Annotated in this window: 26 protein-coding genes; 17 read left to right on the top strand and 9 right to left on the bottom strand. The window is 66.9% G+C overall.

Annotated elements, in window-relative coordinates:
* Positions 1-50: 50 nt before the first annotated feature.
* Genes ispH through rnhA form a run of 5 tightly spaced genes read left to right on the top strand, consistent with a single transcriptional unit; the run spans position 51 to position 3162 of the window.
* On the top strand, positions 51-1001 hold the full coding sequence (ispH, locus tag EV656_RS01620; RefSeq protein WP_132598779.1) for a 4-hydroxy-3-methylbut-2-enyl diphosphate reductase: 951 nt from the start codon (positions 51-53) through the stop codon (positions 999-1001).
* Positions 1001-1615 (top strand): LysE family translocator, encoded by a 615-nt coding sequence (locus EV656_RS01625; RefSeq protein WP_132598781.1) that lies wholly within the window; start codon positions 1001-1003, stop codon positions 1613-1615. The genes ispH and EV656_RS01625 overlap by 1 nt, the downstream gene beginning before the upstream one ends.
* Positions 1612-2061 (top strand): DUF3429 domain-containing protein, encoded by a 450-nt coding sequence (locus EV656_RS01630; protein ID WP_132598783.1) that lies wholly within the window; start codon positions 1612-1614, stop codon positions 2059-2061. Before EV656_RS01625 ends, EV656_RS01630 begins: the two co-directional genes overlap by 4 nt.
* Complete coding sequence (locus tag EV656_RS01635) at positions 2058-2657, top strand: class I SAM-dependent methyltransferase (RefSeq protein ID WP_243695665.1); 600 nt, start codon at positions 2058-2060, stop codon at positions 2655-2657. The genes EV656_RS01630 and EV656_RS01635 overlap by 4 nt, the downstream gene beginning before the upstream one ends.
* A 52-nt stretch (positions 2658-2709) precedes the next feature.
* The gene (gene rnhA, locus EV656_RS01640) at positions 2710-3162 is read left to right on the top strand and encodes a ribonuclease HI (protein WP_132598785.1); all 453 of its coding nucleotides are present in this window, start codon (positions 2710-2712) and stop codon (positions 3160-3162) included.
* Positions 3163-3214: 52 nt separating this feature from the next.
* Here the strand turns inward: rnhA and EV656_RS01645 are convergent, their stop codons facing one another.
* Both EV656_RS01645 and EV656_RS01650 read right to left on the bottom strand, forming a co-directional pair.
* Positions 3215-4018, bottom strand: coding sequence for an HTD2 family dehydratase (locus tag EV656_RS01645; RefSeq protein WP_132598787.1), 804 nt, complete (start codon positions 4016-4018; stop codon positions 3215-3217).
* A gap of 36 nt (positions 4019-4054) precedes the next feature.
* Complete coding sequence (locus EV656_RS01650; RefSeq protein WP_132598789.1) at positions 4055-4600, bottom strand: NADPH-dependent FMN reductase; 546 nt, start codon at positions 4598-4600, stop codon at positions 4055-4057.
* 118 nt (positions 4601-4718) lie between these two features.
* Here EV656_RS01650 and EV656_RS01655 point away from each other — a divergent pair, with 118 nt between their 5' ends.
* Entirely contained in the window at positions 4719-6374 is a 1656-nt protein-coding gene (locus EV656_RS01655) for a thiamine pyrophosphate-binding protein (protein WP_132598791.1), read from the top strand.
* A 163-nt stretch (positions 6375-6537) separates the two neighbouring features.
* On the opposite strand, the gene EV656_RS01660 is transcribed toward EV656_RS01655, so the two are convergent.
* Positions 6538-7089 carry a lysozyme inhibitor LprI family protein gene (locus tag EV656_RS01660; protein WP_132598793.1) on the bottom strand — a complete coding sequence of 184 codons (552 nt, stop codon included), beginning with the start codon at positions 7087-7089 and terminating at the stop codon, positions 6538-6540.
* 420 nt (positions 7090-7509) lie between these two features.
* Complete coding sequence (locus EV656_RS01665; protein WP_132598795.1) at positions 7510-8727, bottom strand: TsoY family (seleno)protein; 1218 nt, start codon at positions 8725-8727, stop codon at positions 7510-7512.
* Positions 8728-8861: 134 nt separating this feature from the next.
* On the opposite strand from EV656_RS01665, the gene EV656_RS01670 reads away from it, so the two are divergent.
* The 3 genes from EV656_RS01670 (at position 8862) to EV656_RS01680 (ending at position 13278) form a co-directional block, all read left to right on the top strand.
* On the top strand, positions 8862-9164 hold the full coding sequence (locus EV656_RS01670; RefSeq protein WP_200276548.1) for a hypothetical protein: 303 nt from the start codon (positions 8862-8864) through the stop codon (positions 9162-9164).
* Between the two features lie 114 nt (positions 9165-9278).
* On the top strand, positions 9279-12737 hold the full coding sequence (gene smc / locus EV656_RS01675; protein WP_132598797.1) for a chromosome segregation protein SMC: 3459 nt from the start codon (positions 9279-9281) through the stop codon (positions 12735-12737).
* 70 nt (positions 12738-12807) lie between these two features.
* Positions 12808-13278, top strand: a complete 471-nt coding sequence (locus tag EV656_RS01680; protein ID WP_165918915.1) for a YbjN domain-containing protein — start codon at positions 12808-12810, stop codon at positions 13276-13278.
* Between the two features lie 61 nt (positions 13279-13339).
* Here EV656_RS01680 and EV656_RS01685 read toward each other — a convergent pair whose 3' ends face one another.
* The 3 genes from EV656_RS01685 to EV656_RS01695 form a co-directional block, all read right to left on the bottom strand.
* Complete coding sequence (locus EV656_RS01685; protein WP_132598801.1) at positions 13340-14518, bottom strand: lytic murein transglycosylase; 1179 nt, start codon at positions 14516-14518, stop codon at positions 13340-13342.
* Positions 14519-14583: 65 nt separating this feature from the next.
* Positions 14584-15555 (bottom strand): glutathione S-transferase family protein, encoded by a 972-nt coding sequence (locus EV656_RS01690; RefSeq protein WP_132598803.1) that lies wholly within the window; start codon positions 15553-15555, stop codon positions 14584-14586.
* A gap of 83 nt (positions 15556-15638) precedes the next feature.
* Complete coding sequence (locus EV656_RS01695; RefSeq protein WP_132598805.1) at positions 15639-16811, bottom strand: MalY/PatB family protein; 1173 nt, start codon at positions 16809-16811, stop codon at positions 15639-15641.
* Positions 16812-16913: 102 nt separating this feature from the next.
* Here EV656_RS01695 and def (EV656_RS01700) point away from each other — a divergent pair, with 102 nt between their 5' ends.
* From def (EV656_RS01700) to EV656_RS01735, 8 genes are all read left to right on the top strand, one after another.
* A complete protein-coding gene (gene def, locus EV656_RS01700; protein WP_132598807.1) occupies positions 16914-17441 on the top strand; it encodes a peptide deformylase in 528 nt (175 codons plus the stop codon).
* Entirely contained in the window at positions 17438-17941 is a 504-nt protein-coding gene (def, locus tag EV656_RS01705) for a peptide deformylase (protein WP_132598809.1), read from the top strand. Before def (EV656_RS01700) ends, def (EV656_RS01705) begins: the two co-directional genes overlap by 4 nt.
* Before the next feature lies 1 nt (position 17942).
* On the top strand, positions 17943-18842 hold the full coding sequence (fmt, locus tag EV656_RS01710) for a methionyl-tRNA formyltransferase (protein ID WP_132598811.1): 900 nt from the start codon (positions 17943-17945) through the stop codon (positions 18840-18842).
* Positions 18839-19552 carry a hypothetical protein gene (locus EV656_RS01715; protein ID WP_132598813.1) on the top strand — a complete coding sequence of 238 codons (714 nt, stop codon included), beginning with the start codon at positions 18839-18841 and terminating at the stop codon, positions 19550-19552. Before fmt ends, EV656_RS01715 begins: the two co-directional genes overlap by 4 nt.
* A gap of 68 nt (positions 19553-19620) precedes the next feature.
* Complete coding sequence (locus tag EV656_RS01720) at positions 19621-20394, top strand: DUF6478 family protein (RefSeq protein WP_132598815.1); 774 nt, start codon at positions 19621-19623, stop codon at positions 20392-20394.
* Positions 20391-20801, top strand: a complete 411-nt coding sequence (locus EV656_RS01725) for a hypothetical protein (protein WP_207287057.1) — start codon at positions 20391-20393, stop codon at positions 20799-20801. Before EV656_RS01720 ends, EV656_RS01725 begins: the two co-directional genes overlap by 4 nt.
* Positions 20802-20864: 63 nt before the next feature.
* Entirely contained in the window at positions 20865-22880 is a 2016-nt protein-coding gene (locus EV656_RS01730) for an NADPH-dependent 2,4-dienoyl-CoA reductase (protein ID WP_132598817.1), read from the top strand.
* Positions 22881-23015: 135 nt separating this feature from the next.
* Entirely contained in the window at positions 23016-23918 is a 903-nt protein-coding gene (locus EV656_RS01735) for a LysR family transcriptional regulator (protein ID WP_132598819.1), read from the top strand.
* Between the two features lie 7 nt (positions 23919-23925).
* Here the strand turns inward: EV656_RS01735 and EV656_RS01740 are convergent, their stop codons facing one another.
* Entirely contained in the window at positions 23926-24864 is a 939-nt protein-coding gene (locus EV656_RS01740; protein WP_242469008.1) for an OmpA family protein, read from the bottom strand.
* A complete protein-coding gene (locus EV656_RS01745) occupies positions 24861-25436 on the bottom strand; it encodes a peroxidase-related enzyme (protein ID WP_243695666.1) in 576 nt (191 codons plus the stop codon). The genes EV656_RS01740 and EV656_RS01745 overlap by 4 nt, the downstream gene beginning before the upstream one ends.

Below are 25436 nucleotides of genomic sequence, written 5' to 3' on the forward strand. Positions count from 1 at the left end.
TGGACGCACGCCCTGCACGGGTTTACCTGTGGGGGGACAGGAGAAACGCCATGACCAAGCCCGCCCTGACCCTTTACCTTGCCGCGCCCCGCGGTTTCTGCGCCGGTGTGGATCGCGCCATCAAGATCGTCGAAATGGCCCTGCAGAAATGGGGGCCGCCGGTCTATGTCCGCCACGAGATCGTCCATAACAAGTTCGTCGTGGACACGTTGCGCAACAAGGGCGCGGTTTTCGTCGAGGAACTGGAAGAGTGTCCCGACGACCGCCCTGTGATCTTTTCCGCCCATGGCGTGCCGAAATCGGTGCCCGCAGAGGCCGAGCGGCGCAACCTGACCTATGTCGATGCGACCTGCCCGCTGGTGTCCAAGGTGCACCTGGAGGCCGCGCGCCACGCCGAGAACGGCAAGCAGATGGTGATGATCGGCCACAAGGGCCACCCCGAGGTGATCGGCACCATGGGACAATTGCCCGAGGGTGAGGTTCTGCTGGTCGAAACCCCCGAGGATGTCGCGCATTTGCAGGTCCGCGACCCCGAGCAGCTGGCCTATATCACCCAGACCACCCTGTCGCTGGACGACACCGCCGAGGTGGTCAAGGCGCTGGAAACCCATTTCCCCGCCATCGAGGGCCCGCACAAGGAAGATATCTGCTACGCCACCACCAACCGCCAGAACGCGGTGAAACAGATCGCGCCCAAGGTTCAGGCGCTCTTGGTGATCGGGGCGCCGAATTCGTCGAACTCGAAACGGCTGGTCGAGGTCGGCGCGCGGGGCGGCTGTGCCTATTCCCAACTGATCCAGCGGGCCACCGACATCGACTGGCGCGCGCTGGAGGGGATCTCGGCCGTTGGCATCACCGCCGGGGCCTCTGCGCCCGAGCAATTGGTGAACGAGGTCGTGCAGGCCTTCCGTGATCGCCATGACCTGACGGTCGAAGAGGTCGTGACCGCCGACGAGACGATCCAGTTCCGCATTCCGCGCATCGTGCGCGAGATGGCCTGATGCTGTCGGCCCAGTTCCTGGCCACCGCGCTGATCGTGGTGCTGGCGCCGGGGACGGGGGTGATCTACACGCTGATGCTGTCGTTGGGCCAGGGGCGGCGCGCGGCGTTGCCTGCGGCGCTTGGCTGTACGCTGGGGATCGTGCCGCATCTGGGCGCGGCGATCCTGGGGCTGGCGGCGCTGCTGCACAGTTCGGCCCTGCTGTTCCAGATCGTGAAATTCGCGGGCGTGGCCTATCTGCTGTATCTGGCCTGGCAGGCGGTCCGGCAGGGTGGCGCGCTGTCCATCGGCGCGAAGCCCGGCCATGACGGTTTCGTCCGCATCGCCACGCGCGGCGCGCTGATCAATATCCTGAACCCCAAGCTGTCGCTGTTCTTTCTGGCGCTGCTGCCGCCCTTTCTGTCCGGCAATCCGGGCACGGCCACCGCCGAGATGGCCCTGCTGGGGGCGGTGTTCATGGGGCTGACCTTTGTCATCTTCCTGGGCTACGGCCTGTTTGCCGCCGCCGCGCGCGACCGGCTGCTGACCAGCGCGCGGGCGATGGCGTGGCTGAACCGCGGCTTTGCCGCCGTCTTTGCGGGCCTTGGCCTGCGCCTTGCACTGGAGAGAGCATGACCGCCATTCCCCGCGCCGCACTGATCCTGGGCCTTGCCGGGTTGATCCCGTTCCTGTGGGGGGCGGCGACCGTGCTGATCCCGTCGCTGGACAGCTTTAGCCAGGACAGCCTGGGACCGCGGTTCACCGGCATCTATGTGCTGAACTTCTATGGCACGATCATCCTGGCCTTCATGTCGGGTGTGTTGTGGGGCTTTGCCACCCGCGCGCAGGGCTGGACGATCTGGCCCGCCTATGCGCTGTCCGTGGTGCCGGCGTTGTGGGCGTTTTTCATGGTCGGCGGCGGACCCGAGGGGTCGATCATGGCGCTGATCTGGGGCTATGGCGGCTTGCTGGTTCTGGACGCGATCTATTGGGCCTTGCGGCTGGCACCGCGTTGGTGGCTGGCGCTGCGCCTGCCGCTGACGGCCATCGTCGCCGCCTGCCTGTCGGCGGCCCTGCTGTGAGCGGCGTAGACCCGCAGACCCTGGCCATCTACGGCCAGAAGGCCGCCGATTATTCCGAAATCCACCACGGCGACGAAACCGACCGGCGCCTGTCCGCCTTTATCGACCTGCTGCCCGCGGGCGGTGCGGTACTGGATCTGGGCTGCGGACCGGGCTGGGCGGCAGCGCGGATGCGCGACGCGGGGTTCCAGGTCGCCGCGATGGATGCCTGCCCGGAAATGGCGCAGGTCGCGGCGGACCGTTACGGGCTGAGGGTTCGCGTCGCCCCCTTCACCGCGCTGAACGACGTGGCCGCCCATGACGGGGTCTGGGCGCATTTCAGCCTGCTGCACGCCCCCCGCGCTGCCCTGCCCGGCCATTTCGCGGCCCTGCACCGCGCCCTGCGCCCCGGCGGGCGGCTGTTCGTCGCGATGAAGCTGGGCGAGGGCGAGGGCCGCGACAAGCTGGGGCGGCTTTACACCTATGTCGGCGTGGACGAATTGCGCGGGCTGCTGACCGATGCCGGCTTCACCATCGAGGGGCAGGAGATCGCGCGCACCATGGGCTTTGACGGGACGCCGGGCGAAAGCGCGTTCCTGACCGCGCGCCGCGATTGACCCTGCGCGCCCGCGCCCCTACACCCGCGCGGGCAATAACAAGGGCAGACCCATGGCAGAGCTTTTCGCCTACACCGACGGTGCATGCAGCGGCAATCCCGGCCCGGGCGGCTGGGGCGTCTTGCTGCGCGCGATGGAGGGTGAGCAGGTCGTCAAGGAACGCGAATTGTCGGGCGGCGAGGGCGCAACCACCAACAACCGGATGGAATTGATGGCCGCGATCAGCGCGCTGGAAAGCCTGACCCGCCCCACCCGCATCACCATCGTCACCGACAGCGCCTATGTGAAAAACGGCGTGACCGGCTGGATTCACGGCTGGAAGAAGAATGGCTGGAAGACGGCGGCGAAAAAGCCGGTGAAGAATGTCGAGCTGTGGCAGCGGCTGGACGCAGCGCAGGCCACCCATGACGTGACCTGGCAATGGGTCAAGGGCCATGCGGGCCACCCGGAAAACGAGCGTGCCGACGAATTGGCGCGGGCTGGAATGGCACCCTACAAGGGCTGACGCCGCGCCCGTGGCCCAGGCAGGGCCATGGGTATTTTTGCCAAGAAGAAGATCAGTGGATCGCCTCTGCCATCATGCAGAGCCGGTTGTCGGGGCCGCGAATCCAAAGGCGGGGCCCTGCGGCGCAAAGCGTGGCCGGTTCGGTATCCATCATCGGCGCATGGGCGCGGAAGGTGAACCCGGTCAGCGGGCCGCGCCGGGCCGCGTGCAGCATCATCAATTGCGCCAGCAGCGGGCCATGGACGACAAGGCCCGCATAGCCCTCTACCCCGCGGGCATAGTCGCGGTCGTAATGGATACGGTGGCCGTTGAATGTAAGCGCCGAGTAGCGGAACAGCAGCGTGGGCGAAAAGGCGAGCGGGGTTTCCTCTGCCCCCTCTGCCGGGGCCTGAGGCGGGGCCGGGCGGGGCGCGCCAGCGGCGGGATCCTGGCGGTAGACCAGGTCCTGATGCTCGGTCACGCAAAGCTGACCGTTCTGCGCGATGTCGTGGCGCAGGGTGACGAAGGCCAAGGGCCCGGTGCGGCCCTGTTTCTGGCTTACCGCCTGGATCGTGGTGGTTCTGTCGGCGGGGATGCCCGCGCGCAGGGGCGCGTGAAAGGCCAGCCGCCCCCCGGCCCACATGCGCCGGGGCAGGCCCAGGTCGGGGATGAAATCGCCGATGGCCGGGTGCCCGTCGCGGCCCAGATCGGCCGGCGGGCGGGCGTCCCAGAAATGGGCTTGGTGAAAGAAGGGGGGCAGCGGATCACCCGGCCCCGGCGGGGCGCCCGCCAGCGCCAGCGTGGCATGCAGCGCCGCCGCGCGGGCGGGGTCCATCAGATCGCGTGTCGTGCGGGTCTTGCCTTGGGCCGGGTGCATGGGCGCTAGCCTAGGGCGCCCTGCGGGGGCATGCAATCAGGCAGCGCGCGCGATCTCTGCCTTCAGCGCGGTCATCAGTTCGGCCAGCGCATCATGGTTGATCTGGTTGGTCAGCCGACCCTGTGCGTCGAACTGGTCCGCGGCCTGGCCGACCAGAACCTCTGGCCCCTGCAACAGGCGCGGGCGGAAGGGCATCATGCACAGGCGCAGCGCGAATTGCATGCGTTCGCCCCCCGCGCGCCCCGCCGTGGCAGAGGCCAGCGCAACCGGTTTGTCCGCCCATGGGTTGCCCGTCCGGCTGACCCAGTCCAGCGCGTTTTTCAGAACCCCGGTAACCGATTTGTTGTATTCCGGCCCCGCGATCACGACCGCATCGGCCGCCGCGATCTGGTCGGAAAGCTGCTGCACCGCGGTCGGAATGCCCTCGGCCTCTTCCAGATCCTGATCGTAGAGCGGCAGGCGCAGATCGGCGAGCGTGAACTCTGCCGGATCGAACAGGCGCGCGGCCTCGTGCAGCAGGACGGTGTTGTAGGACTGTTTGCGCAGGGACCCCGAGATCCCCAACAGTTTGTATTCGGCCATGTTCCAATCTCCGTTACGATTTCGCTATCAGCTATGCCGCATGCGTGGGATGCACAACCTTGCGCCGCGCACAGGGGTAGCGCAGGGTGCGCACGCAACTTGACGAACGGAGGTAAGCATGGCGCGGCATGGCGGGCGCATCCTGGCGGATCAACTGGCGCTGCACGGGGTGAAACGGGTGTTCTCGGTCCCTGGGGAAAGTTTCCTGGCCGCGCTGGACGGGCTGTACGACGCGGGCATCCCCAATATCGTCTGCCGACACGAAGGCGGCGCCGCGATGATGGCCGAGGCCTATGGCAAGATGACCGGCCAGCCGGGCGTTCTGTTCGTCACGCGCGGGCCCGGCGCCACGAACGCGGCCAGCGGCCTGCATGTGGCGCGGCAGGATTCCACGCCTATGGTGGCCTTCGTCGGGCAGATCGCGCGCGGCCACCGGGATCGCGAGGCGTTTCAAGAGGTCGATTATCGCCGCTTCTTTGGCCCGCTGGTGAAATGGGTGGCCGAGGTGGACCAGACCGACCGCCTGCCGGAATATATCGCGCGGGCCTTTGCGGTGGCCACATCCGGGCGGCCCGGCCCGGTGGTTCTGGCCCTGCCCGAGGATATGCTGAGCGCCGTGGCAGACGCGCCCGACGCGCCCCCCGTTTCCGCCCTGCCCCCCGAGGCCAGCGAGGCACAGCTCCATGCGGTGCTGGAGGCGCTGGACCGCGCCGAGCGCCCGCTGGTCGTGGTGGGCGGGCCGCACTGGTCGGCGCGGTCGGCCGCCGAACTGGCCGGTTTTGCCGAGGCGTTCGACCTGCCCGTGGCGGTCAGTTTTCGCCGTCAGGGATATATGGACAATCGCCACGGGCATTACGTGGGCGATCTGGGCGTCGGCATGAACCCCAAGCTGGGCCAGCGCCTGGCGCAGGCCGATCTGGTGCTGGCCCTGGGCACCCGGCTGGGCGACACGGCGACCAACGGCTACACCCTGCTGGACCCGGCCGGGCCGGGGCCGCGCATCGTGCATGTGCATGCGGATGCGGATGAGTTGGGCCGCGTCTGGCGCCCTGATCCCGGCATCGCCCTGCCCGCCCCCGCGATGGTGGCCGCCCTGGCCCGCCTGCCCGGCCGCCCCGGCCCATGGGGCGAGTGGCGCACCCAGGCCCGCGCCGAGTACGAGGCCTGGACAACCCCGCGCGAAACCCCCGGCGCGGTCAAGATGGAACAGGTGATCGCCTGGCTGTCCGCCCACCTGCCCGAAGACGCGATCCTGACCAACGGGGCGGGGAATTACGCCGCCTTTCTGCATCGCTATTTTCGCTATCGCGGGCCGGGCACGCAGCTGGCGCCGACATCCGGGTCCATGGGATACGGGTTCCCGGCGGCGGTGTCGGCCAGCCTGGAACACCCCGGCCGCCCGGTGATCTGCCTGGCGGGCGACGGCTGTTTCCAGATGACGTTGAACGAGATGTCGACGGCGGTGCAGCACGGGGCGAACGTGGTGGTGATCGTCGCCAATAACGGGCGCTACGGCACGATCCGCATGCACCAGGAAAAGACCTATCCCGGCCGGGTCAGCGGCACCGACCTTGCGAATCCCGATTACCCCGCCCTGGCGCGGGCCTATGGGGGCGACGGGATCGTGGTGGCCGACCAGGCCGATTTCCCGGCGGCGATGGAGCAGGCCTTGGCCGCCGAACGCCCCTTCGTGATCGAGCTGCGGCTGGACGGCGAGGCACTGGCCACGGGCCTGACCCTGAGCGAAGCACGGGCGATGGGGGGAGGGGGGTAGGCTGGGAGGCAGGCTGGAGGTTTGCGGCGAGTCCTTTGAGGATGGTGAGAACTGGCGCCAATACCGCGTGCATATTCGGCCGCTGCCAGTTCTTTGCTACGAGCGCGATGTATAAACCTCAGTATTGAGGAATTAATCGCAATCCATTCAGAAGACGCCAGCCTTAGTAATTTATGGTGAAGTATCGCTCCAAGAGCCCAGCTTGCTGGATTGACAGACGCGTACGGCATTCAGCAACCGTTGCTCCCCAACCTGACCCCCCCGCGTGCCAACCAATAATACTTCCGGAACACATTTCATTCGCGAACTGAAGCCAGAGCCGCTGAGCAGTGCGCAGATTTGCGATCCCTTCTTCTTGGTAGTGAACTAGCGCCGGTCCTTGGTCCAGCATGCGTCGATAAACAGCATTCAGATGCTTGTCGGCGCGTTCCAAGCCGATGTAATTACAATACTCGTCAGGAGACACTGCGGCTCCTCCAGGAATGGAGAAACCTTTACTTTCGAGAAGTGCTTCCAAGTCCTTCACGCACTCTTGAATGCCTTCTATGATACAAGCTTCCTGATCGCTGACCTCATCTGCGAAACACTCTTCAACTTGAAGATAGGATTCATCGTATTCAGCGGCGGCGGCGTCCGAGTCATATCCGTCAAATGCTTGCGCACTAGTCCCCATAACCACAAAACCAAAAGCCAATAACCATTTCAGCACAGGCATCTCCTTGCAACAGATCGCCAGAAATTAAAATTGACCCAACATTCGCAAATGGGGTCTGCTAGCTAAGTACGAATGGCCGGACGAGTCCGTGAGGTCAAGCGCTTCTTCGGTTGATCGCTGTCACGCGCATGAAGATGGTGCTCAAAGGAGTTGAACGGCAGCGAGGGTGACGCACACCATAGGGTCGGATACCGTGACCTCGGCTTGCGGGAAGGCTATGGCAGAGGAATGGCGCACGGCTTCGTAGACAAAAAAGTCCGCTTTCCTGCAATAACCGCCATACGATCTTCACCATGTCGCACTGACGGCGAACGCCGCTCCATCCCGCATACCAGCCTCCCCCCATCACCCCGCACCTCCAGCCGCAAACGAAAAGGGCGGCCCATTTGGACCGCCCCAATCGCGCAGGCCAACCGGCCCTTACTCTGCCGGCACCGCCTGTGCCCCTCGGCCGATCTTGCCGAAATGGCGGCGGTTCAGGTGCAGCACGAACCAGATCGTCAGGAACTGCACCGCCACGGCCAGCGCGGCGATGGCCCAGTAGCCGACCGAGAACTTGTCGAACAGCCCGGCGGCCACGACGCCCTTGTTCAGCCAGAAATGCAGCATCACCGACAGCGCCACGCCCGGGCAGACCAGCGCATAGGCGCCTGCCGAATCCTCGGCGCCAAAGATGTATTGCCGCCAGTATCCCTGCCGGTTCAGCACGACAAAGCCCAGCATCAGGAACAGCACCTGCACCGTCAGCAGACGCGACAGGAAGGCCAGGTTTTCCACCGCTGCGGTTTCGGCGCCAAAGGTCACGTTCATCCCGTAATCCTGGCGCAGGAACAGGATGCCCAGAACGGTCATGATCGGGACGACCACCATGATGGTGGGGCCGGATTCCCTGGCCGTGCCGTAATGCAGCATGGAATTGAATCCGGTGATCGCCGCGAACACGGCATACAGCGCCGCCGCGATGCCAAAGAAGGTTGAGCCGATCAGGCTGACACCCGCGATCAGGGGGGTCGTGCTCATCGCGGCGGGGGCGGCAAAGCCCACGCCGACCATCGACAGCGCAAAGGCCGGCAGCAGTTGCGCGAAAGAGTTATGCGCGGTCACGTCGAATACGCCGCCCTGGGTCAGCACCCGGCCCAGGAAATCGCCCAGCTGGCGAAAGGCCAGCCAGCCCACCAGCGCGAACGCGATCAGCGCCATCGGGAACAGGTATTCCACGACCGACCACAACCCCGGCACCAGGACCATGCCCAGCACAAAGCCCACGTTCACCGCCATCGCCAGCGTCAGCGGCATGGCCAGCAACTGGGTTTCGGCATTGGTGGTGGTCAGCTCTTCCCATTTCGCGGTGCCTTTCAGGCGGCGGTACTGGGAAATGTTCCAGATCAACAGCTTGTAGTGCAGGAAGGCAAAGACGGCGATGCCCAGATAGGCCACCACGATCATCGCCTGCGTCAGCAGCCCGCCCTCAAGGAACGCCTTGGCGATATCCTCGAACACCGGGACGGGCTGGTCGGGATGTTTCACCCAGAAGAAGAGGTACATGAAGAACGACACGGAAAGGCCGCCCGCGCCCAGAGAGGCCAGGAAATAGAGCGGCGAGTAGCGGTCCGCGGGCCGCGACACGTCAGCGTGCATGGGAATCACCCTTTCATATTCACAGTTTCGAATGTGTATAAAGCGGTATCTGGAATATTGCAAATCCCAAATTGCACCGTGCTGGCTGCGCGGGCTTAACCCCGCCTTAACCCTTTTCCGGTGGGGTTGAGGCGATGACCCGCCTGTCCCTCTTTCTGTGTGTGCTGGCCTTTGTGACCGGCTGCGCCTCGCCCGGGCTGCAATTCGCGGGGCGCCCGGCGGTAGAGGTCACCGTTGACGGCTCACGCTTCAGCGTGTGGCGGAACGGGGATACGGCCCAGGCGATCCGCACCAATATGGAACGCCGCCCCGGCATCATGCACCGCGCCTATCGCGCGATCGAACAGGCGACCGGCTGTGCGATCCGGCCGGGCACCTTTACCGGCGACCCGGCGCTGGTGACTGCCCGGTTGACCTGTCCTGATCCCCCTTCGTGACGCAACATCTTGTGGATAACTTGCGCCCCACCGGCCATTTATAGCGTCGCAGCTTGACTCGGGCGCTGCGCATCCGAACACTGGGGCGCACACCCGGAATCAGGACATCCACGCGTGCGCTTTACCCGCCTCAGGCTCAACGGCTTCAAAAGCTTTGTCGATCCCACCGACCTGGTGATCGCCGAGGGGCTGACCGGCGTTGTCGGCCCCAATGGCTGCGGCAAGTCCAACCTGCTGGAGGCGCTACGCTGGGTGATGGGCGAAAACCGTCCCACCGCCATGCGCGGCGGCGGGATGGAGGACGTGATCTTTGCCGGCGCGGCCACCCGCCCCGCCCGCAATTTCGCCGAGGTCAGCCTGCAGATCGACAATACCGAACGCCTGGCCCCGGCCGAGTTCAACACGGCGGACATGCTGGACATCGTGCGCCGCATCACCCGCGATGCGGGGTCCGCCTACAAGGTCAACGGCAAGGATGTGCGCGCCCGCGATGTGCAGATGCTGTTCGCCGATGCCTCCACCGGGGCGCAGTCGCCCGCGCTGGTGCGGCAGGGGCAGATTTCCGAACTGATCAACGCCAAACCGCGCAACCGCCGCCGCGTGCTGGAGGATGCCGCCGGGATCGCGGGCCTGTACCAACGCCGCCACGAGGCAGAGCTTAAGCTGAACGCCGCCGAGCAGAACCTGGCCCGCGTGGACGACGTGATCGAACAACTGGCCGGGCAACTGGCACAACTGGCCCGGCAGGCGAAACAGGCCGCCCGCTACCGCGAGATCGGCACCGCCCTGCGCCGGGCAGAGGGGCTGTTGCTGTATCGCCGCTGGCAAGAGGCCGACCAGGCCCGCGCCAGCGCAGAGGCCGCCCTGACCGACCATACCCGCACCGCCGCCCGGGCCGAGGCCCAGGCGCGAGAGGCCGCCGCCACCCGCGACGCCGCGCAAGAGGCCCTGCCCCCCCTGCGCGAGGAAGAGGCCGTCGCCGCCGCGATCCTGCAACGGCTGACCGTGCAGCGCGACACCCTGAGCGAAGAGGAAAGCCGCGCCGCCGACACGATCGCGCGCCTGACCGCCCGGATCGAGCAACTGGCCCGCGACATGGAGCGTGAAACCGGCCTGAACCGCGACGCGGGCGAAACCATCGAACGGCTGAACTGGGAACGCAACCAGTTGGAAAAGGCGCATCAGGGCCATGACGACGCCCTGGCCGAGGCCGCCGAACAGGCGCACGAGGCCGCCGCCCTGCTGTCCGACCGCGAAGAGGCCCTGTCGCAACTGACCGAGGACATGGCCCGCCTGCTGGCCCGCCACCAATCCGCCCAACGCCTGCACGAGGATGCCGCCAAGACCGCCGCGCGCAACGCCGCCGAGGCCGCCCGCGCCCGCGCCACGGTGGAAGAGGCCGAAACCGCCCTGGCCGACGCCGCGGACCGTCTGGACGCGGCCACCGAGCAGCAAGAGGCCGCCACCGAGGCGGCAGAGGCCGCAGAGGCCGCGCTGGCCGCCGCCGACGAGGCCCGCGGCGAGGCCCAGGCCCAAGAGGCCGAGGCCCGCGCCCGCAAATCCGCAGCCCAGGGCGAGGCCAGCGCGCTGGAGGCCGAGGTCGCAGCCCTGGCCCGTCTGGTGGACCGCGACACCGCCGAGGGCGGGCAGGTGCTGGACCTGCTGCGGGTCGATCCCGGCTATGAAAAGGCGTTGGGCGCGGCGCTGGCCGACGATCTGCGCGCGCCGCGCCTGGAGGGCGATACCGGGGCGGGCTGGGCCGCGCTGCCGGGCTATGACCGCGACCAGCCCTTGCCAGATGGCGCCGCGCCGCTGGCCGATCATGTCCGCGTGCCCGACCTGCTGGCCCGGCGGATCGCGCAGATCGGGCTGGTCCCCGACCGCGCCACCGGGGCGCGGCTGCACGCCGAGCTGGCCCCCGGTCAGCGCCTGGTCACGGCCGATGGCGACCTGTGGCGGTGGGACGGCTTCCGCGCCGGGGCAGAGGACGCCCCCAGCGCCGCCGCCCTGCGCCTGCAACAGATCAACCGCCTGCAAGAACTGCGTCGCGATCTGGCAGAGGCCAGCGCCCGCGCCGAAGAGGCCGCGCAGTTGCATGACACCCTGGCCCAGCGTCTGGCCGACACCACCCAGGCCGACCGCGCCGCGCGCGAGGCCCGGCGCGAGGCCGACCGCGCCCTGGCAGAGGCCGGCCGGGCGCTTTCCCGGGCCGAGGGCGACCGCGACATCGCCGCCAGCAAGCTGGAAACCGCCCGCCTGTCCGTACAGCGCCACGAGGACGAGGCCGAAGCCGCCCGCGCCCGCCTGCACGAGGCAGAGGCCGCACTGGCCGAACTGGGCGACATCGACACCGCGCGCGCCCATGTGGAGGACGTGAAAACCACGGTCGAGGCCGCGCGCATGACCATGATGACCCGCCGCGCCGCCCATGACGAGCTGAAGCGCGAGGGCACCGCCCGCACCAAACGCTTGCAGGACATCACGACAGAGATCAGCGGCTGGCACCACAGGCTGCAAACGGCGGAAACCCGTCTGGCCGAACTGGCGCAGCGCAAGGCGGACTCCGTCGACGAACTGGGCCAGGCCGAACGCGCACCAGAGGCCATCGCCGCCCGCCGCGCCAAGCTGGACCAGGCCATCGCCGAGGCTGAAACCCGCCGCACAACTGCCGCCGATGCCCTTTCTGCCGCCGAAACCGCGCTACGTAACGCAGAGACCACCGCCCGCGAGGCCGAGCGCAGTGCCGGCGAGGCGCGCGAGGCCCGCGCCGCCGCCCAGGCCCGCGCCGAGGCCGCCCGCGACACCGTCCGTCAGGCCACCGACCGCATCGCCGAGGAACTGGAGGTCACGCCCGGCGCCCTGCTGGACACGCTGGACGCCGACCCCGACACGATCCCGCCCGCCGAAACGATCGAGCATGACGTAACCCGTCTGAAACGCCAGCGCGACGCCCTGGGCGCGGTCAACCTGCGCGCCGAGGAGGACGCCCGCGAGGTGCAGTTGGAACATGACCAGCTGCGCGAGGAAAAGCAGGATCTGGAGGGCGCGATCCGCACCCTGCGCAGCGGCATTGCCAGCCTGAACCAGGAGGGGCGCGAACGCCTGCTGACCGCCTTTGAACAGGTGAACGCGAATTTCGCCCTGCTGTTCACCCACCTGTTCGGCGGGGGCGAGGCCAAGCTGGTGCTGGTGGAATCCGACGACCCGCTAGAGGCCGGCCTGGAAATCATGTGCCAGCCGCCGGGCAAGAAGCTGTCCACCCTGTCGCTGCTGTCGGGCGGGGAACAGACGCTGACCGCGCTGGCGCTGATCTTTGGCGTGTTCCTGGCCAACCCCGCCCCCATCTGCGTTCTGGACGAGGTCGACGCGCCGCTGGACGATGCCAATGTCACCCGCTTTTGCGACCTGCTGGACGAAATGACCCGCCGCGCCGACACCCGTTTCCTGATCATCACCCACCACGCGGTCACGATGAGCCGCATGGACAGGCTGTTCGGCGTGACGATGGGCGAACAAGGCGTCAGCCAACTGGTCAGCGTCGATCTGAAGAAGGCCGAAGCCCTGGTCGCCTGACCCAATGCTTGACAGGTCGGGGGGGCACACCGTTTCATTCGCTTATCAAAGCATGAAAAAGGACAGTGCCATGCCTTTCACCCCCCGCCTTGGGCTCGCGCTTGCCGCGCTGCCGCTGATTGCCACCGCCGCGGCCGCGGATGTGCGCGCCTCTAACCCGCAGGGCGTTCTGTCCGCCATGCAGGCCTACGGGTACGCCGCCACACTGGAAACCGACAGCACGGGCGATCCCAAGATTTCCTCGCGCGTGTCGCGGTCGAATTTCGCGGTGTTCTTTTACGGCTGCTCCGATAACAACGACTGCGCCTCGATCCAGTTTTACACCGGCTACAATATGAACAACGCGGTCAGCGCGGGCCGCATGAACGAGTGGAACCGCGACAAGCTGTTTTCCAAAGCCACCGTGGATGACGATGGCGATCCCGCGCTGGAAATGGACGTGAACCTGGATTTCGACGGTATGGGCAACGGCAATTTCGAGGACGTGCTGGATATCTGGCGCCTGTCGGTCGAAAGCTTCGAAGAGTTCATCGACTGGTAACAGGCCGGACACCCAGGCCCACACAGGCCCCGCCGCAACGGCGGGGCCTTTTGCGTTCGGGTTACAGCCGGTTCAACAGCGCCCGCGTCGGCCAGGCATCGGCGGGCAGGCCCAGGCGCAACTGTTCCTTGCGCACCGCGTCGCGGGTCCGGGCGCCCAGGATGCCGTCGATCCCGCCCACGTCATACCCGCGCGCCGCCAGTTTCTGTTGCAACAGCTTCATCTCGGCCCCGCTCAGCCCCGGCTCGGGGTTGCGCACGTCATAGACCGGCGCCCCCTCCAGCCGGGTCGCCAGATAGGCGGCGGTGGTCACGTAGACCAGGCTTTGGTTCCATTCGAAGAAGACCCGGAAATTCGGATAGGCGATAAAGGCCGGGCCGTTCCGCCCCATCGGCAACAGGATCGAGGCCGACAGGTTCCCCGGCCCCAGCGATCCCGACCGCGCGCGCACCCCCAGGGCCGCCCAATCCGACACGCGGCGGGTGGTATCCAGCCCGGTTTCCGCCCAGTTCAGCCCGCCGGGCAGGATGATTTCCTGCAACCACGGCTCGCCCGCGCGCCAGCCCAGCGATTGCAGCATCTTGCCCCCCGACATCAGCGCGTCGGGCGAAGAGGTTTTCAGCCGCACATGCCCGTCGCCGTCGCCATCCACCCCGTTTTCCAGAATGTCGGCGGGCAGCATCTGAACCTGCCCGATCTCACCCGCCCAGGCGCCGGTGGTGGCGGTATCGAAATCGCCCCGCTCGAACAATTCCAGCGCGGCAAAGACCTGCGGGCGGAACAGGCCGGGACGGCGGCAATCATGGGCCAGCGTGACCAGCGCGTTCAGCGTGTTGAAATCCCCCTGCACCGCGCCGAAATCCGTTTCCAGCGCCCAAAAGGCCAGCAACACCCCGCGCGACACGCCATAGCGCCATTCGATCACGTCAAAGATGGCATCGTATTTCACCGCGTTCTGCCGCCCGCGATCCAGCCGGTACTGGCTGATCAATCGACGCGAAAAATCCACGAAATCCCGCTGAAAGAACCCCTGCGCCCGGTCGCGCTGGATCACCCCGCCGTCATAGCGCGCAACGGCAAAGAACTGATCGACCGCGCGGGGGGAATGGCCGCGGCGCAGGGCCTCTTCCTTCAGCCCTTGGACAAAGCTGGCAAAGCTGCCCCCGCAGGGCACCTGGGCGGCCAGGGGGGCAGGCAGGTAAAGGCAAAGGCTGGCGGCGAGGGCGGGCAAAAGACGCATTTGGAAAGGCTCCGGAAAAGGGCGTTTTCCGGAACCTTAGCAGGCGATTGCCACAGCACAAACGCCTAGGCGGCGGCCAGACGCGCCCGGCCATGCGCGACGGTCCAGTCCGGGCGCGGCCCCAACGGCACGATCCGGTGCGGGTTAATCATGTCGTGGCTGTAGTGGTAATGGCGCACGATATGGGCGAAATCCACCGTCTGCGCGACGCCGGGCCATTGATACAGCTCGCGCGAATAGGCCCAGAGGTTGGGGTAATCGACCAGCCGCGCGCGGTTGCACTTGAAATGCCCGTGATAGACCGCATCGAACCGGACAAGCGTGGTGAACAGCCGCCAGTCGGCCTCGGTCACGCGATCGCCCATCAGATAGCGTCGGGTGGACAGGCGATCCTCCAGCCAGTCCAGCGTGTCGAACAGCGCCTCTGCCGCCTCGTCATAGGCGGTCTGGCTGGTGGCGAACCCGGCCTTGTAGACGCCGTTGTTCACGGTGTCGTAGATGCGGGCGTTGACCTTTTCGATGTCGTCGCGCAGGGGCGCGGGCCAGTAATCGTCGCGGTTGCCGGTGAGCCCGTCAAAGGCCGAATTGAACATGCGCACGATCTCGGCCGATTCGTTGGACACGATGGTTTCACGCTGCTTGTCCCACAGCACCGGCACCGTGACCCGCCCCGACACGTCCGGTTTGGCCTTGGTGTAGATGTCGCGCAGGAACGGCAGGCCATACAGGTCGTCGCCGGTCGCACCGGGGAAGTTGGTGGCAAAGGTCCAGCCATCGGACAGCATGTCGGGATGCACGACCGACACGCCGATATGCGGCGTCAGCCCCTTGAGCGCGCGAAAGATCAGCGTGCGATGCGCCCACGGACAGGCCAGCGAGACATACAGGTGATAGCGCCCGCTTTCGGCGCCGAACCCGCCCGCGCCGCCCGGTGTAACCCAGTCGCGAAACCCCGCGGTGGAGCGGACGAAACGGCCGCCGGTGCTGTCGGTGTCGTACCAGGTGTCGTGCCAGACACCCTCTATCAGTTGTCCCATGGGATCCTCCTTTGACGGAGGAGATAGCCGCCCGCGCGCCGTTGCCATCCGCAGCGCGCGCGCAGACCCCCTGCATGGATGCACTATTGCAGGTCGGCGAATGCCTTTTGCAGCCGCTCGACGGCCTCTTGCACCCGCGAACGCGGCGTTGCCAGGTTGAACCGCAGGAAACCCTCACCGCCCGTGCCGAATGTGGGGCCGTGGTTCACGGCGATGCGGGCGTTTTCCTCGACCCTTGCGGTGAACTCTGCCCGGTCCATGCCGGTGCCCGCGAAATCGACCCAGGCCAGGTAGGTGGATTGCAGCGGCATCGACGACAGGCCGGGGATGGCGTTCACCCCCGCGTCAAACAGCTGGCGGTTGCCGTCCAGATAGGCCACCAGCGCGTCGATCCACGCCGCGCCCTCGGCCGAATAGGCCGCCGTGGCCATCGCCATGCCAAAGGAATTGGGCGAAATGCCCAACGCCCCCATCCGGCCCGCAAAGCGCGCGCGCAGATCCGGGTCGGGAATGATGACATTGCCCAGATGCGTGCCCGCGATGTTGAAGCTTTTGGTCGTAGCGGTCATCATCACCAGCCGGTCGCGCACCCCGTCATCGACCGTGTCCATCACGATATGGTCCTGCCCCGGAAAGACCAGGTCGTGGTGAATCTCGTCCGAGACCAGAACAAGGTCATGCCGGCGGGCGAAATCGGCCACGCCCTGCAATTCGTTACGCGTCCAGACCCGCCCGCCGGGATTGTGGGGCGAGCACAGGATGACCATGCGTTCCTCGCCGGTCATCAGCGCGTCATAGGCCGCGAAGTCCATTTCATAGCGGCCATTCGCATTCACCAGCGGGCATTCCACCACGCGCCGCCCCGCCGCGCGGATCACCCGCGCAAAGGCATGATAGACCGGCGTGAACAGCACCACCCCGTCCCCCGGTTCGGTAAAGGCATCGACGCACAGCCCCGTGCCGTTGACCAGGCCATGGGTGGTAAAGATCCAGTCGGGATCGACATCCCAGCCATGGCGGGTCTGCATCCACCAGCCGATCGCCGCCTTGTAGTCGGTGTCATCCCCGAAATAGCCATAGATCCCGTGATCGGCCATCGCGCGCACCGCCTGCGTGACGCAATCGGGCGGGCGGAAATCCATGTCGGCCACCCACATCGGAATCCCGTCCTCGGTGGGCACGCCGTAGATCGGCTCCATCATGTCCCATTTCATGGAGTGGGTGCCGCGGCGCTCGATGATCTCGTCGAAATTCATGGGGGTCTCCGTGCTGGTCCAGGCTACGCTAACGGCTGGGGCGGCGGGCGCAAGACTTCGCCGCATTGCGCAGGCCCCCGCTTTCACCTAAATCACTGGTCCATGAGCACACGACCGATCCTGATCCACCCCGACCCGCGCCTGAACACGGCCGCCGACCCCGTTGCCGAGATCGGCGACGAGATGCAGCGGCTGGCCGAAGACATGCTGGAAACCATGTATCGCGCGCCGGGCATCGGGCTGGCCGCGCCGCAGATCGGCATCCTGCAACGGCTGATCGTGCTGGACTGCGCCAAGGACGAGGGATCCCCGCCCAGCCCGATCACCATGTTCAACCCGCAGGTCGTCTGGCAATCGGACGATCTGAACATCCACGAAGAGGGGTGCCTGTCGATCCCCGAAACCTTTGCCGAGGTGACCCGCCCGGCCGAGGTGGTGGTGCAATGGACCGACCCCTCGGGCGATCCGAAAGAGGATCGCTTTTCCGGGCTGTGGGCGACCTGCGTCCAGCACGAGATCGACCACCTGAACGGCAAGCTGTTCATCGACTATCTCAAGCCGCTCAAGCGCCAGCTCATCACCCGCAAGATGAAGAAACTCAAGCGCGAGCGGTCCCGGGCCGCCGGATGACCGCCCGCCCGATCCTGCAATGGCCCGACCCGCGGCTGAAGGCCGAGGCCCAGCCGGTCACGGCCATCACGGATGAAATCCGCGCCATCTGGGACGACATGATCGACACGATGGAGGCCATGCCGGGCCAGGGTGTCGGGCTGGCAGCCAACCAGATCGGCGTGCTGCAACGGCTGGCCGTGGTGGATTGTTCCGAGGAACGCGGCCAGGCGGTGCGCATGGCCAACCCGGAAATCCTGCACGCCTCGGACAAGCTGCGCAGCCATACAGAGGCCAGCCCCTGCCTGCCCGGCGTCTGGGCATCGGTGAAACGCCCCCGCGCGGTCACGGTGCGGTTCCTGAACGCGGCCGGAGAGGTCGAAGAGCGGGACTTCGTCCTGCTCTGGGCGACCTCGGTGCAGCACCAGATCGACCATCTGAACGGCAAGATGTATTTCGACAACCTGTCGCGCCTGAAACGCGAGCGGCTGCTAAAAAAGTTCGAGAAGCGGAGGCGCTGAGATGCGTGTGGTCTTTATGGGCACGCCCGATTTTTCCGTGCCCGTTCTGGACGCGCTGGTGGACGCCGGGCACGACATCGCCTGCGTCTATTGCCAGCCGCCCCGCCCCGCGGGCCGCGGCAAGAAGGACCGCCCGACCCCGGTGCATGCGCGGGCCGCGACCTTGGGCCTGCCTGTCCGCCATCCCCTGTCCCTGAAAGGGGCCGAGGAGCAGGCCGCCTTTGCCGCGCTGAACGCCGATGTGGCGGTCGTGGTCGCCTATGGCCTGATCCTGCCGCAGCCGGTGCTGGATGCGCCCACCCATGGCTGCCTGAACATCCACGCCTCGCTGTTGCCGCGCTGGCGGGGCGCGGCGCCGATCCACCGGGCGATCATGGCGGGCGACGCGGAAACCGGCATCTGCATCATGCAGATGGAGGCCGGGCTGGACACCGGCCCCGTCCTGCTGCGCGAGGCCACGCAAATCGGTGCCGAGGAAACCACCGGCGAATTGCACGACTGCCTGTCGGCCATGGGCGCGCGGCTGATCGTGCAGGCGCTGGACCAGTTGCCCGATCTGACACCCGAGACACAGCCCGAGGATGGCGTGACCTACGCCGCCAAGATCGACAAGGCCGAGGCCCGGGTCGACTGGACCCGCCCCGCCGAAGCGGTCGCGCGCCACATCAACGGCCTGTCGCCCTTTCCGGGCGCGTGGTGCGATGTGGCCGGCGAGCGGCTAAAGCTGTTGCAGGCCCGCGCGGTGCCCGGCACGGGCACACCGGGCCAGGTGCTGGACGGGCTGACCGTGGCCTGCGGCGGCGGCGCGGTTCAGGTGTTGCAGGCCCAACGCCAGGGCAAGCGTGCGATGGCCGCCGACGACATCCTGCGCGGGCTGGACCTGCCCGACCGGCTGTCGTGACCCGGACCCCCGCCCATATCGCGGCGCTGGCCGCGGTGCTGGCCCTGCCCGGCTGTTTGGACACCGCCCCGCAGGTGGGACCGGACGGCCAGTTCTACAGCCGCAAGGCCCCGCCCGAAATCGTGGTTGCCGATGGCAGCGTGGCCATTGCCGCGCCCTATGGCTTTTGCGTGGACAAGTCCGCGCTGCGCCAGGGGACGGATGGCTCTTTCGTGCTGCTGGCCAGTTGCGCGGCACTGACCGGGGCCGACAACGCCCCCAACCCCAGCCCCGACGCGCTGTTGACTGCCTCTGTCGCGGGCAACCCTGGTCCGGGCGGCAGCGCGGCGGATCGCGCTGTGGTGCTGGAACGCTATTTCGGGTCCGAGGCCGGGCGCGCGGCGCTGGCGCGGAACGGGCGGGCGGACACGGTGCAGATCGACGGGATGGACAGCCGCGACGGGCTGTTCTTTCTGCATGTCACCGATCGCGGCCCCGGCCTGGGCAAGGGTCTGCGCCCCGATACCTGGCGGGCCATCTTTGACGTGCAGGGGCGGATCGTGACCGCATCGGTCACCGGCTTTGCCGACCGGCCGATCAGCGACGCGGCCTCGCGCGCCCTGCTGCGGGATTTCGCCACCCGCATCCGGCGGCAGACCGCCCGCCTGCCCGCCCCCGGCACCGCGCCGCCCCCGCGCAAGGGACCGTTCGCGGCATTGCTGGGCGGCTGAGATTTGGCGGTGCAGGCCGCGCGCAACTGGGCTAAGGTCCGGTGCATGTGGTAAAGGTTTACGTGCCCATGGTTGCCAAGACACTTGGATTTCTGGATCGGTTCCTGTTCCGGCGCAGCCTGTCCGCCTGGACACGCGCAGGCGAACGGGTGGCCGTCGCCGAGCTGGACGACCTGCGCCCGGTGCGCAACCGGGCCTGGCAGTTGCGTCGGCGTCTGGATCAGGTGATCCATGTCAGTGAGGAGCGGCTGACGCTGCCGCGGATCGGCCACAGCGCCATTCGCAAACCGCTGGGCACCGATTGGGCCTACCGCCCCGAGCTGTTCCGCGGCCCTGTCTTTCCCGCCGCTGCGGCCGCGCTGCCCACGCGCAGCGAATTCGGCGCCGAGGCCAGCATTCACCACGATTGCCAGCGTTCGGAACTGACCTTTCGCCAGATCCGCAACACCCGCGCCGCGGACATCGCCCCCTATGGCGTGCGGCTGGACGTGTTCCGCTTTGACGGCAGTTTTTTGTCGATGGTCGTCGACCTGCCCGCCGCCGCCTGCGAGGGTCTGCGGCGCAACCACCTGATGCGGCTGGAAACCATCGTGGAAACCGAATACCCGCTGGAAATCTTCGCCCGGCTGAACGTCAAGCACGGGCCGAACATCGAACAGGTGGTACGAGAGTTGCCGCTGGGCGCAGCCGAGATCGCGGTGGATTTCGACCTAGCCTATACCGAACTGAACGAAAAGCGGGTCGAAAAGGCCTGGCTTGACCTGATCTTCGAGGGACCGGAGATGAACCAGATCATCCTGCGCGATGTCACCCTGACCCGCCGCCCGAGGGCAGAGCTATGAAGGACGTGACCGCCCTGACCCTGACCCATACCCGCCTGCGTGCCGGTGTCTGGGAATGCGTGGTGGACATCCCCACCGGATCGGAACCGCCCCGGATCGAAATCACCCATCTGGACAAGCCGCTGGACGGCGTGGTCCTGGTCCCCGAGGCCGAAACGCCCGGCCGCTATACCCTGGCCGCGCCGATCCCGTCCGAACTGTTGTCGGATGGGGTACAGACATTCCTGGTGCGCGATGCCGACAGCGGGGCGACGCTGGACAGCTTTGCCATCGTCACCGGCATGCCGCTGGACCAGGATCTGCGCGCCGAGATCGACCTGCTGCGCGCGGAACTGGACATGCTGAAAAAGGCGTTCCGCCGCCACTGCGTGGAAACCATGGCAACGGGCCCCAACAGCCAGGGATGACGCCGCGTTCCGCGTGACAGGGCGCGGGGGGCGTCGCACTCTGCCCCGCAGGAGGCGACCCGAATGACCGAGTATCCGCATCTTCTGGAACCGTTGGACCTGGGATTTACGACGCTGAAAAACCGCGTCCTGATGGGGTCTATGCATACCGGGCTGGAGGAGCGCGGCGACTGGGACCGTGTCGCCGCCTTTTATGCCGCGCGCGCGCAGGGCGGGGCCGGGCTGATCGTGACCGGCGGCATGGCGCCCAATGCCGAGGGCGGGGTTTTCCCCGGTGCGGCGGGCCTGTTCACGCCCGACGACATCGCCAACCATCGCCGGGTGACGGATGCCGTGCACGACGCAGGCGGCCGGATCGCGATGCAGATCCTGCATGCGGGCCGCTATGCCTATGGTCCCGATTGCGTGGCGCCCAGCCCGATCAAGTCGCCGATTTCCCCCTTCCCCCCGCACGAGTTGGACGAGGCCGGGATAGAGAAACAGATCACCGACATCGCCACCGCCGCCGCACGCGCCCGCGAGGCTGGCTATGACGGGGTCGAGGTGATGGGGTCCGAGGGCTATTTCCTGAACCAGTTCCTGGTTGCCCATACCAACCGCCGCACCGACCGCTGGGGTGGCTCATATGAAAACCGCATGCGCCTGCCGCTAGAGGTGGTGAAACGCGTGCGCGCCGCCGTGGGCGACGATTTCATCCTGATCTACCGCCTGTCGATGATCGACCTGGTGCCCGATGGATCCAGTTTCGACGAGGTGGTGAACCTGGCGCAGCGCGTGGAACAGGCCGGGGCGACGATCCTGAACACCGGCATCGGCTGGCACGAGGCGCGCGTGCCCACCATCGCCACCTCTGTTCCGCGCGCGGGTTTTGCCTGGGTGACGCGCAAGCTGATGGGCAAGGTGGGCATCCCGGTCATCACCTCGAACCGGATCAACACGCCCGACGTGGCCGAACGGGTGCTGGCAGAGGGCTGCGCCGACATGGTGTCGATGGCGCGCCCCTTCCTGGCCGATCCGGATTTCGTGGCCAAGGCCGCCGCGGGCCGGGCCGATGAAATCGCCCCCTGCATCGCCTGCAACCAGGCCTGCCTGGATCATACCTTTTCCGGCAAGATCGCCACCTGCCTGGTGAACCCCCGTGCCAGTTTCGAAACCGAACTGCGCTATGAACCGGCCGCCACGCCGCGGCGCGTCGCGGTGGTAGGGGCCGGCCCCGCGGGCCTGTCGGCCGCGCTGGTCGCCGCCGAACGGGGCCACGGGGTAAGCCTGTTCGAACGATCCGACCGGATCGGCGGGCAACTGAACCTGGCCTGCCAGGTGCCCGGCAAAGAGGAATTCACCGGCCTGATCGACTGGTACCGGACCATGCTGGCCCGGCGCGGGGTGGATGTCCGCCTGAACTGTACCGCCGATGCGGACATGCTGGCCGGATATGACGCGGTGATCGTCGCCACCGGCGTCACCCCCCGCGATCCCGGCATTCCGGGCCAGGATCTGCCGCATGTGAAACGCTATGACGAAATCCTGTCCGGCGTGGCAGAGGTCGGCCCCCGCGTGGCCATCGTGGGGGCGGGCGGCATCGGATTCGATCTGGCGGAATACCTGGTGACCGGCGACAGCCCCACCCTGCACCCCGAGGACTGGCGCACCGAATGGGGCGTGGCCGACCCGGCCGCCCATCGCGGCGGTCTGGCCCCGGACGGGCCGCATCCCGCACCGCCCCTGCGCACGGTAACGCTGATGCAGCGCAAGGCCGAAAAGCCGGGGCGGCGTCTGGGCAAGACCACCGGCTGGATTCACCGCGCCGCGCTGCGGATGAAGGGCGTGCAGATGATCGGCGGCGTGTCCTACGATCGCATCACGCCAGAGGGGATAGAGGTCCGCATCGGCGAGGATTGCCGCCTGATCCCTGCCGATACGGTGGCGCTGTGCGCCGGGCAGTTGTCCCGCCGCGACCTGGCCGACGCGCTGATCGCGCGCGGCATCACCCCCCATGTGATTGGCGGCGCGGACGTGGCCGCCGAACTGGACGCGAAACGCGCGATCGAGCAGGGCGCACGGCTGGCGGCGGGCCTGTAAACCCCTGCGCAACGTGTTTCTCGCCTGAGTACGATCCTGCCTTTACCCCACTATTGTCGGGCCGCTTCCGCAATCCTGCCTGAATCTACCGCAACAATGGGTGATTGAACGGGGGTACGAGTTGCAGGTGTCGAGATGGATCGATTGACGGAAATGGAAGCCTTCGCCACGGTCGTTGACCAGGGCGGCTTTACCGACGCGGCCAAGAAGATGGGAATCTCCAAATCCGCGGTGTCCAAGCATGTCTCGTCGCTGGAGGCCCGCCTGGGCGCGCGGCTGCTGAACCGCACGACGCGCCGCGTCAGCCCCACGGAAATCGGGCTGGTCTACTATGACCGCGCCCGCCGCGTGCTGAACGACGCCGGAGAGGCCGACGCGCTGGTGACCTCGATGCAATCGGCGCCCTCGGGCCTGTTGCGCATTTCGGTCGCCACCGATTTCGGGGTGAATCATCTGTCGCCGCTGCTGGGCGATTTCCTGCAGGAATTCCCGGATGTCACCGTGAACATGGTGCTGAACAACCGCTACGTTGAACTGATTTCCGAAGGGTTCGACATGGCCATCCGCGTGGGCGAGCTGGAAGATAGCACCCTGCGCGCACGCAAGCTGGCCGATACCACGCGGCGCATGATCGGCGCGCCGTCCTATTTCGAGAAATTCGGCCGCCCGCAAAAGATCGACGACCTGAACGAGCATAAATTGCTGCACTATTCCAACCAGGCCAGCGGCAATGTCTGGAAGATTACCGCGCCCTCGGGCGAAAAACGGCAGATCCGCACCGCGGGCTGGCTGACGGTGAATGACGGGCAATCGCTGCTGAACGCGGCCATCTCGGGGCTGGGGATCGCCTATCTGCCCAGCTTTCTGTTCCGCGACGCGATGGACAAGGGCCTGGTCGAAGAGGCAATCCCCGACCTGCCGACGGAAAAGCTGGGAATCTATGCGGTTTATCCGCCGGGTCGGTTTACCCAGCCCAAGGTGCGGTCCTTCATCGACTTTCTGGTGGCCAAGTTCGCCGGCACCGACATGCTGTTCTGAACCGCGCCTAACGCGCGCCCAGCAGCACCGCCTCGACCCGGCGATTGGCCTGGCGGCCGCTTTTCGTCAGATTGCTGGCCAGCGGCGCCAGGAACCCCACCCCCTCTGCCATGACCTGCGCGGCGGGCACGCCCAGGGCCTCGACCAGGTAATTACGCACCGCCGCCGCGCGTTGCCGCGACAGGGCGATATTGCTGTCCAGGCCCCCTTCGGCATCGGTATGCCCCACCAGAACGATCGCGCGGGCGGGATCGGCCCGCAGGTAGGCAGCCAGCACGTTCAGCGATTCGAACGGGCCGGTGTCCAGCTGGGCCGCCCCGGTGGCAAAGACCAGATCCCCCAACACCGCGCGCCCGTCCCGTTCCAGCGCCGCGATCAGGGCAGTATCCACATCGGGCCCGGGCGCCGGCCCAGCCTGGGGCGCCTCTACCGCCGGGCCGGTTTTCTGCGGCGCCAACCGGGTCAGTTGCACAAACATCCGGGTGGCCGAACGGCTGACCATCAGCGTGGCGTATTCCGGTTGCCCGTCGGCCAGACGCCGCGCCGACAGGAACCGGAAATCACCCAGATCGACGTGCATTTCCGGTTCCGGCAGGGTGTCGGTGGCAAAGCGGAAATCAAAGCCGCCGCACTCCCGCGCCGCGCATTCATGGATCACCTGATAGCCCGCCGCGCGCAGCTGATCACGCAGGGGGGCCAGCATCTGCAGGGTCGTGCGGCCCTGTAGCGGCGCCTGCCAGACCTGCCGGATCAGCATGCCCTCGGCCCGGATGGCGGGCACGGTTTCCCCGTCGAACCCGGCCACCGGGATACGCGTGCTGGACAGGCCGGCATTCTCATCAAGGACCAGCGTCGCCTCTTCGGGCATCGCCAGTCCCTGTGCACCGGCCATGGCGGGCGGCAGCAGGGCAAGGGCAAGGGCAAGGGCGACGCGCGTGGCCGTCATCTGTGGGCGCCGTGATAGGCCTCGTTCGGTTCCATCCCGCTGGCCGAGGCGATGCGGTTGGACATGTTGAAGAACCCCACGATGGCGGCGATGTCCCAGATGTCGCGGTCGCTGAACCCATGCGCGCGCAGGGTCTGGCGGTCGGCTTCCTCGATCCGGTGGCTGGCCTCGGTCAGCTTTTCGGCGAAATCCAGCATTGCCCTTTGCCGCGGCTCCAGGTGTGCTGCGCGATAGTTCATCACCATCGCCTCGCCCAGTTTCGGATCGCTCGACAATTCGCGCACCGCCGCGCCGTGGGCCACCTGACAATACCAGCAGCGGTTGATCGAGGACACGACCACGGCGATCATCTCGCGCTCCAGCTTGCTCAGGCCGCTGTCGCCCAGCATCAGGTCGTTATACATCGCCGCAAAGGCGTTCAGCTTTGAGATATCGAACGCATAGGCCCGCAGAACGTTCGGCACGAGGCCCAGCTTTTCAGTGCAGATGTCGAAATATTTCTGTGTCTCTGGCGGCAGCGGATCGACCGGCGGCAGGTTCAGCGCGGTCGGCAGGTCGGTGTCCTGGGTCAC

Source organism: Rhodovulum adriaticum, assembly GCF_004345735.1.
Taxonomy (GTDB): Bacteria; Pseudomonadota; Alphaproteobacteria; order Rhodobacterales; family Rhodobacteraceae; genus Rhodovulum; species Rhodovulum adriaticum.

Excerpts from the sequence above, each read along its gene's own strand:
- EV656_RS01685 (WP_132598801.1), bottom strand. The coding sequence starts at position 14,518 with ATGCGTCTTTTGCCCGCCCTCGCCGCCAGCCTTTGCCTTTACCTGCCT.
- EV656_RS01660 (WP_132598793.1), bottom strand. The coding sequence starts at position 7,089 with ATGCCTGTGCTGAAATGGTTATTGGCTTTTGGTTTTGTGGTTATGGGG.
- fmt (WP_132598811.1), top strand. The coding sequence starts at position 17,943 with ATGCGTGTGGTCTTTATGGGCACGCCCGATTTTTCCGTGCCCGTTCTG.
- EV656_RS01630 (WP_132598783.1), top strand. The coding sequence starts at position 1,612 with ATGACCGCCATTCCCCGCGCCGCACTGATCCTGGGCCTTGCCGGGTTG.
- EV656_RS01735 (WP_132598819.1), top strand. The coding sequence starts at position 23,016 with ATGGATCGATTGACGGAAATGGAAGCCTTCGCCACGGTCGTTGACCAG.
- EV656_RS01695 (WP_132598805.1), bottom strand. The coding sequence starts at position 16,811 with ATGAATTTCGACGAGATCATCGAGCGCCGCGGCACCCACTCCATGAAA.
- EV656_RS01625 (WP_132598781.1), top strand. The coding sequence starts at position 1,001 with ATGCTGTCGGCCCAGTTCCTGGCCACCGCGCTGATCGTGGTGCTGGCG.
- EV656_RS01730 (WP_132598817.1), top strand. The coding sequence starts at position 20,865 with ATGACCGAGTATCCGCATCTTCTGGAACCGTTGGACCTGGGATTTACG.
- EV656_RS01690 (WP_132598803.1), bottom strand. The coding sequence starts at position 15,555 with ATGGGACAACTGATAGAGGGTGTCTGGCACGACACCTGGTACGACACC.
- ispH (WP_132598779.1), top strand. The coding sequence starts at position 51 with ATGACCAAGCCCGCCCTGACCCTTTACCTTGCCGCGCCCCGCGGTTTC.
- rnhA (WP_132598785.1), top strand. The coding sequence starts at position 2,710 with ATGGCAGAGCTTTTCGCCTACACCGACGGTGCATGCAGCGGCAATCCC.
- EV656_RS01680 (WP_165918915.1), top strand. The coding sequence starts at position 12,808 with ATGCCTTTCACCCCCCGCCTTGGGCTCGCGCTTGCCGCGCTGCCGCTG.
- EV656_RS01650 (WP_132598789.1), bottom strand. The coding sequence starts at position 4,600 with ATGGCCGAATACAAACTGTTGGGGATCTCGGGGTCCCTGCGCAAACAG.
- EV656_RS01645 (WP_132598787.1), bottom strand. The coding sequence starts at position 4,018 with ATGCACCCGGCCCAAGGCAAGACCCGCACGACACGCGATCTGATGGAC.
- def (WP_132598809.1), top strand. The coding sequence starts at position 17,438 with ATGACCGCCCGCCCGATCCTGCAATGGCCCGACCCGCGGCTGAAGGCC.
- EV656_RS01670 (WP_200276548.1), top strand. The coding sequence starts at position 8,862 with ATGACCCGCCTGTCCCTCTTTCTGTGTGTGCTGGCCTTTGTGACCGGC.
- EV656_RS01740 (WP_242469008.1), bottom strand. The coding sequence starts at position 24,864 with ATGACGGCCACGCGCGTCGCCCTTGCCCTTGCCCTTGCCCTGCTGCCG.
- EV656_RS01725 (WP_207287057.1), top strand. The coding sequence starts at position 20,391 with ATGAAGGACGTGACCGCCCTGACCCTGACCCATACCCGCCTGCGTGCC.
- EV656_RS01655 (WP_132598791.1), top strand. The coding sequence starts at position 4,719 with ATGGCGCGGCATGGCGGGCGCATCCTGGCGGATCAACTGGCGCTGCAC.
- def (WP_132598807.1), top strand. The coding sequence starts at position 16,914 with ATGAGCACACGACCGATCCTGATCCACCCCGACCCGCGCCTGAACACG.
- EV656_RS01720 (WP_132598815.1), top strand. The coding sequence starts at position 19,621 with ATGGTTGCCAAGACACTTGGATTTCTGGATCGGTTCCTGTTCCGGCGC.
- EV656_RS01665 (WP_132598795.1), bottom strand. The coding sequence starts at position 8,727 with ATGCACGCTGACGTGTCGCGGCCCGCGGACCGCTACTCGCCGCTCTAT.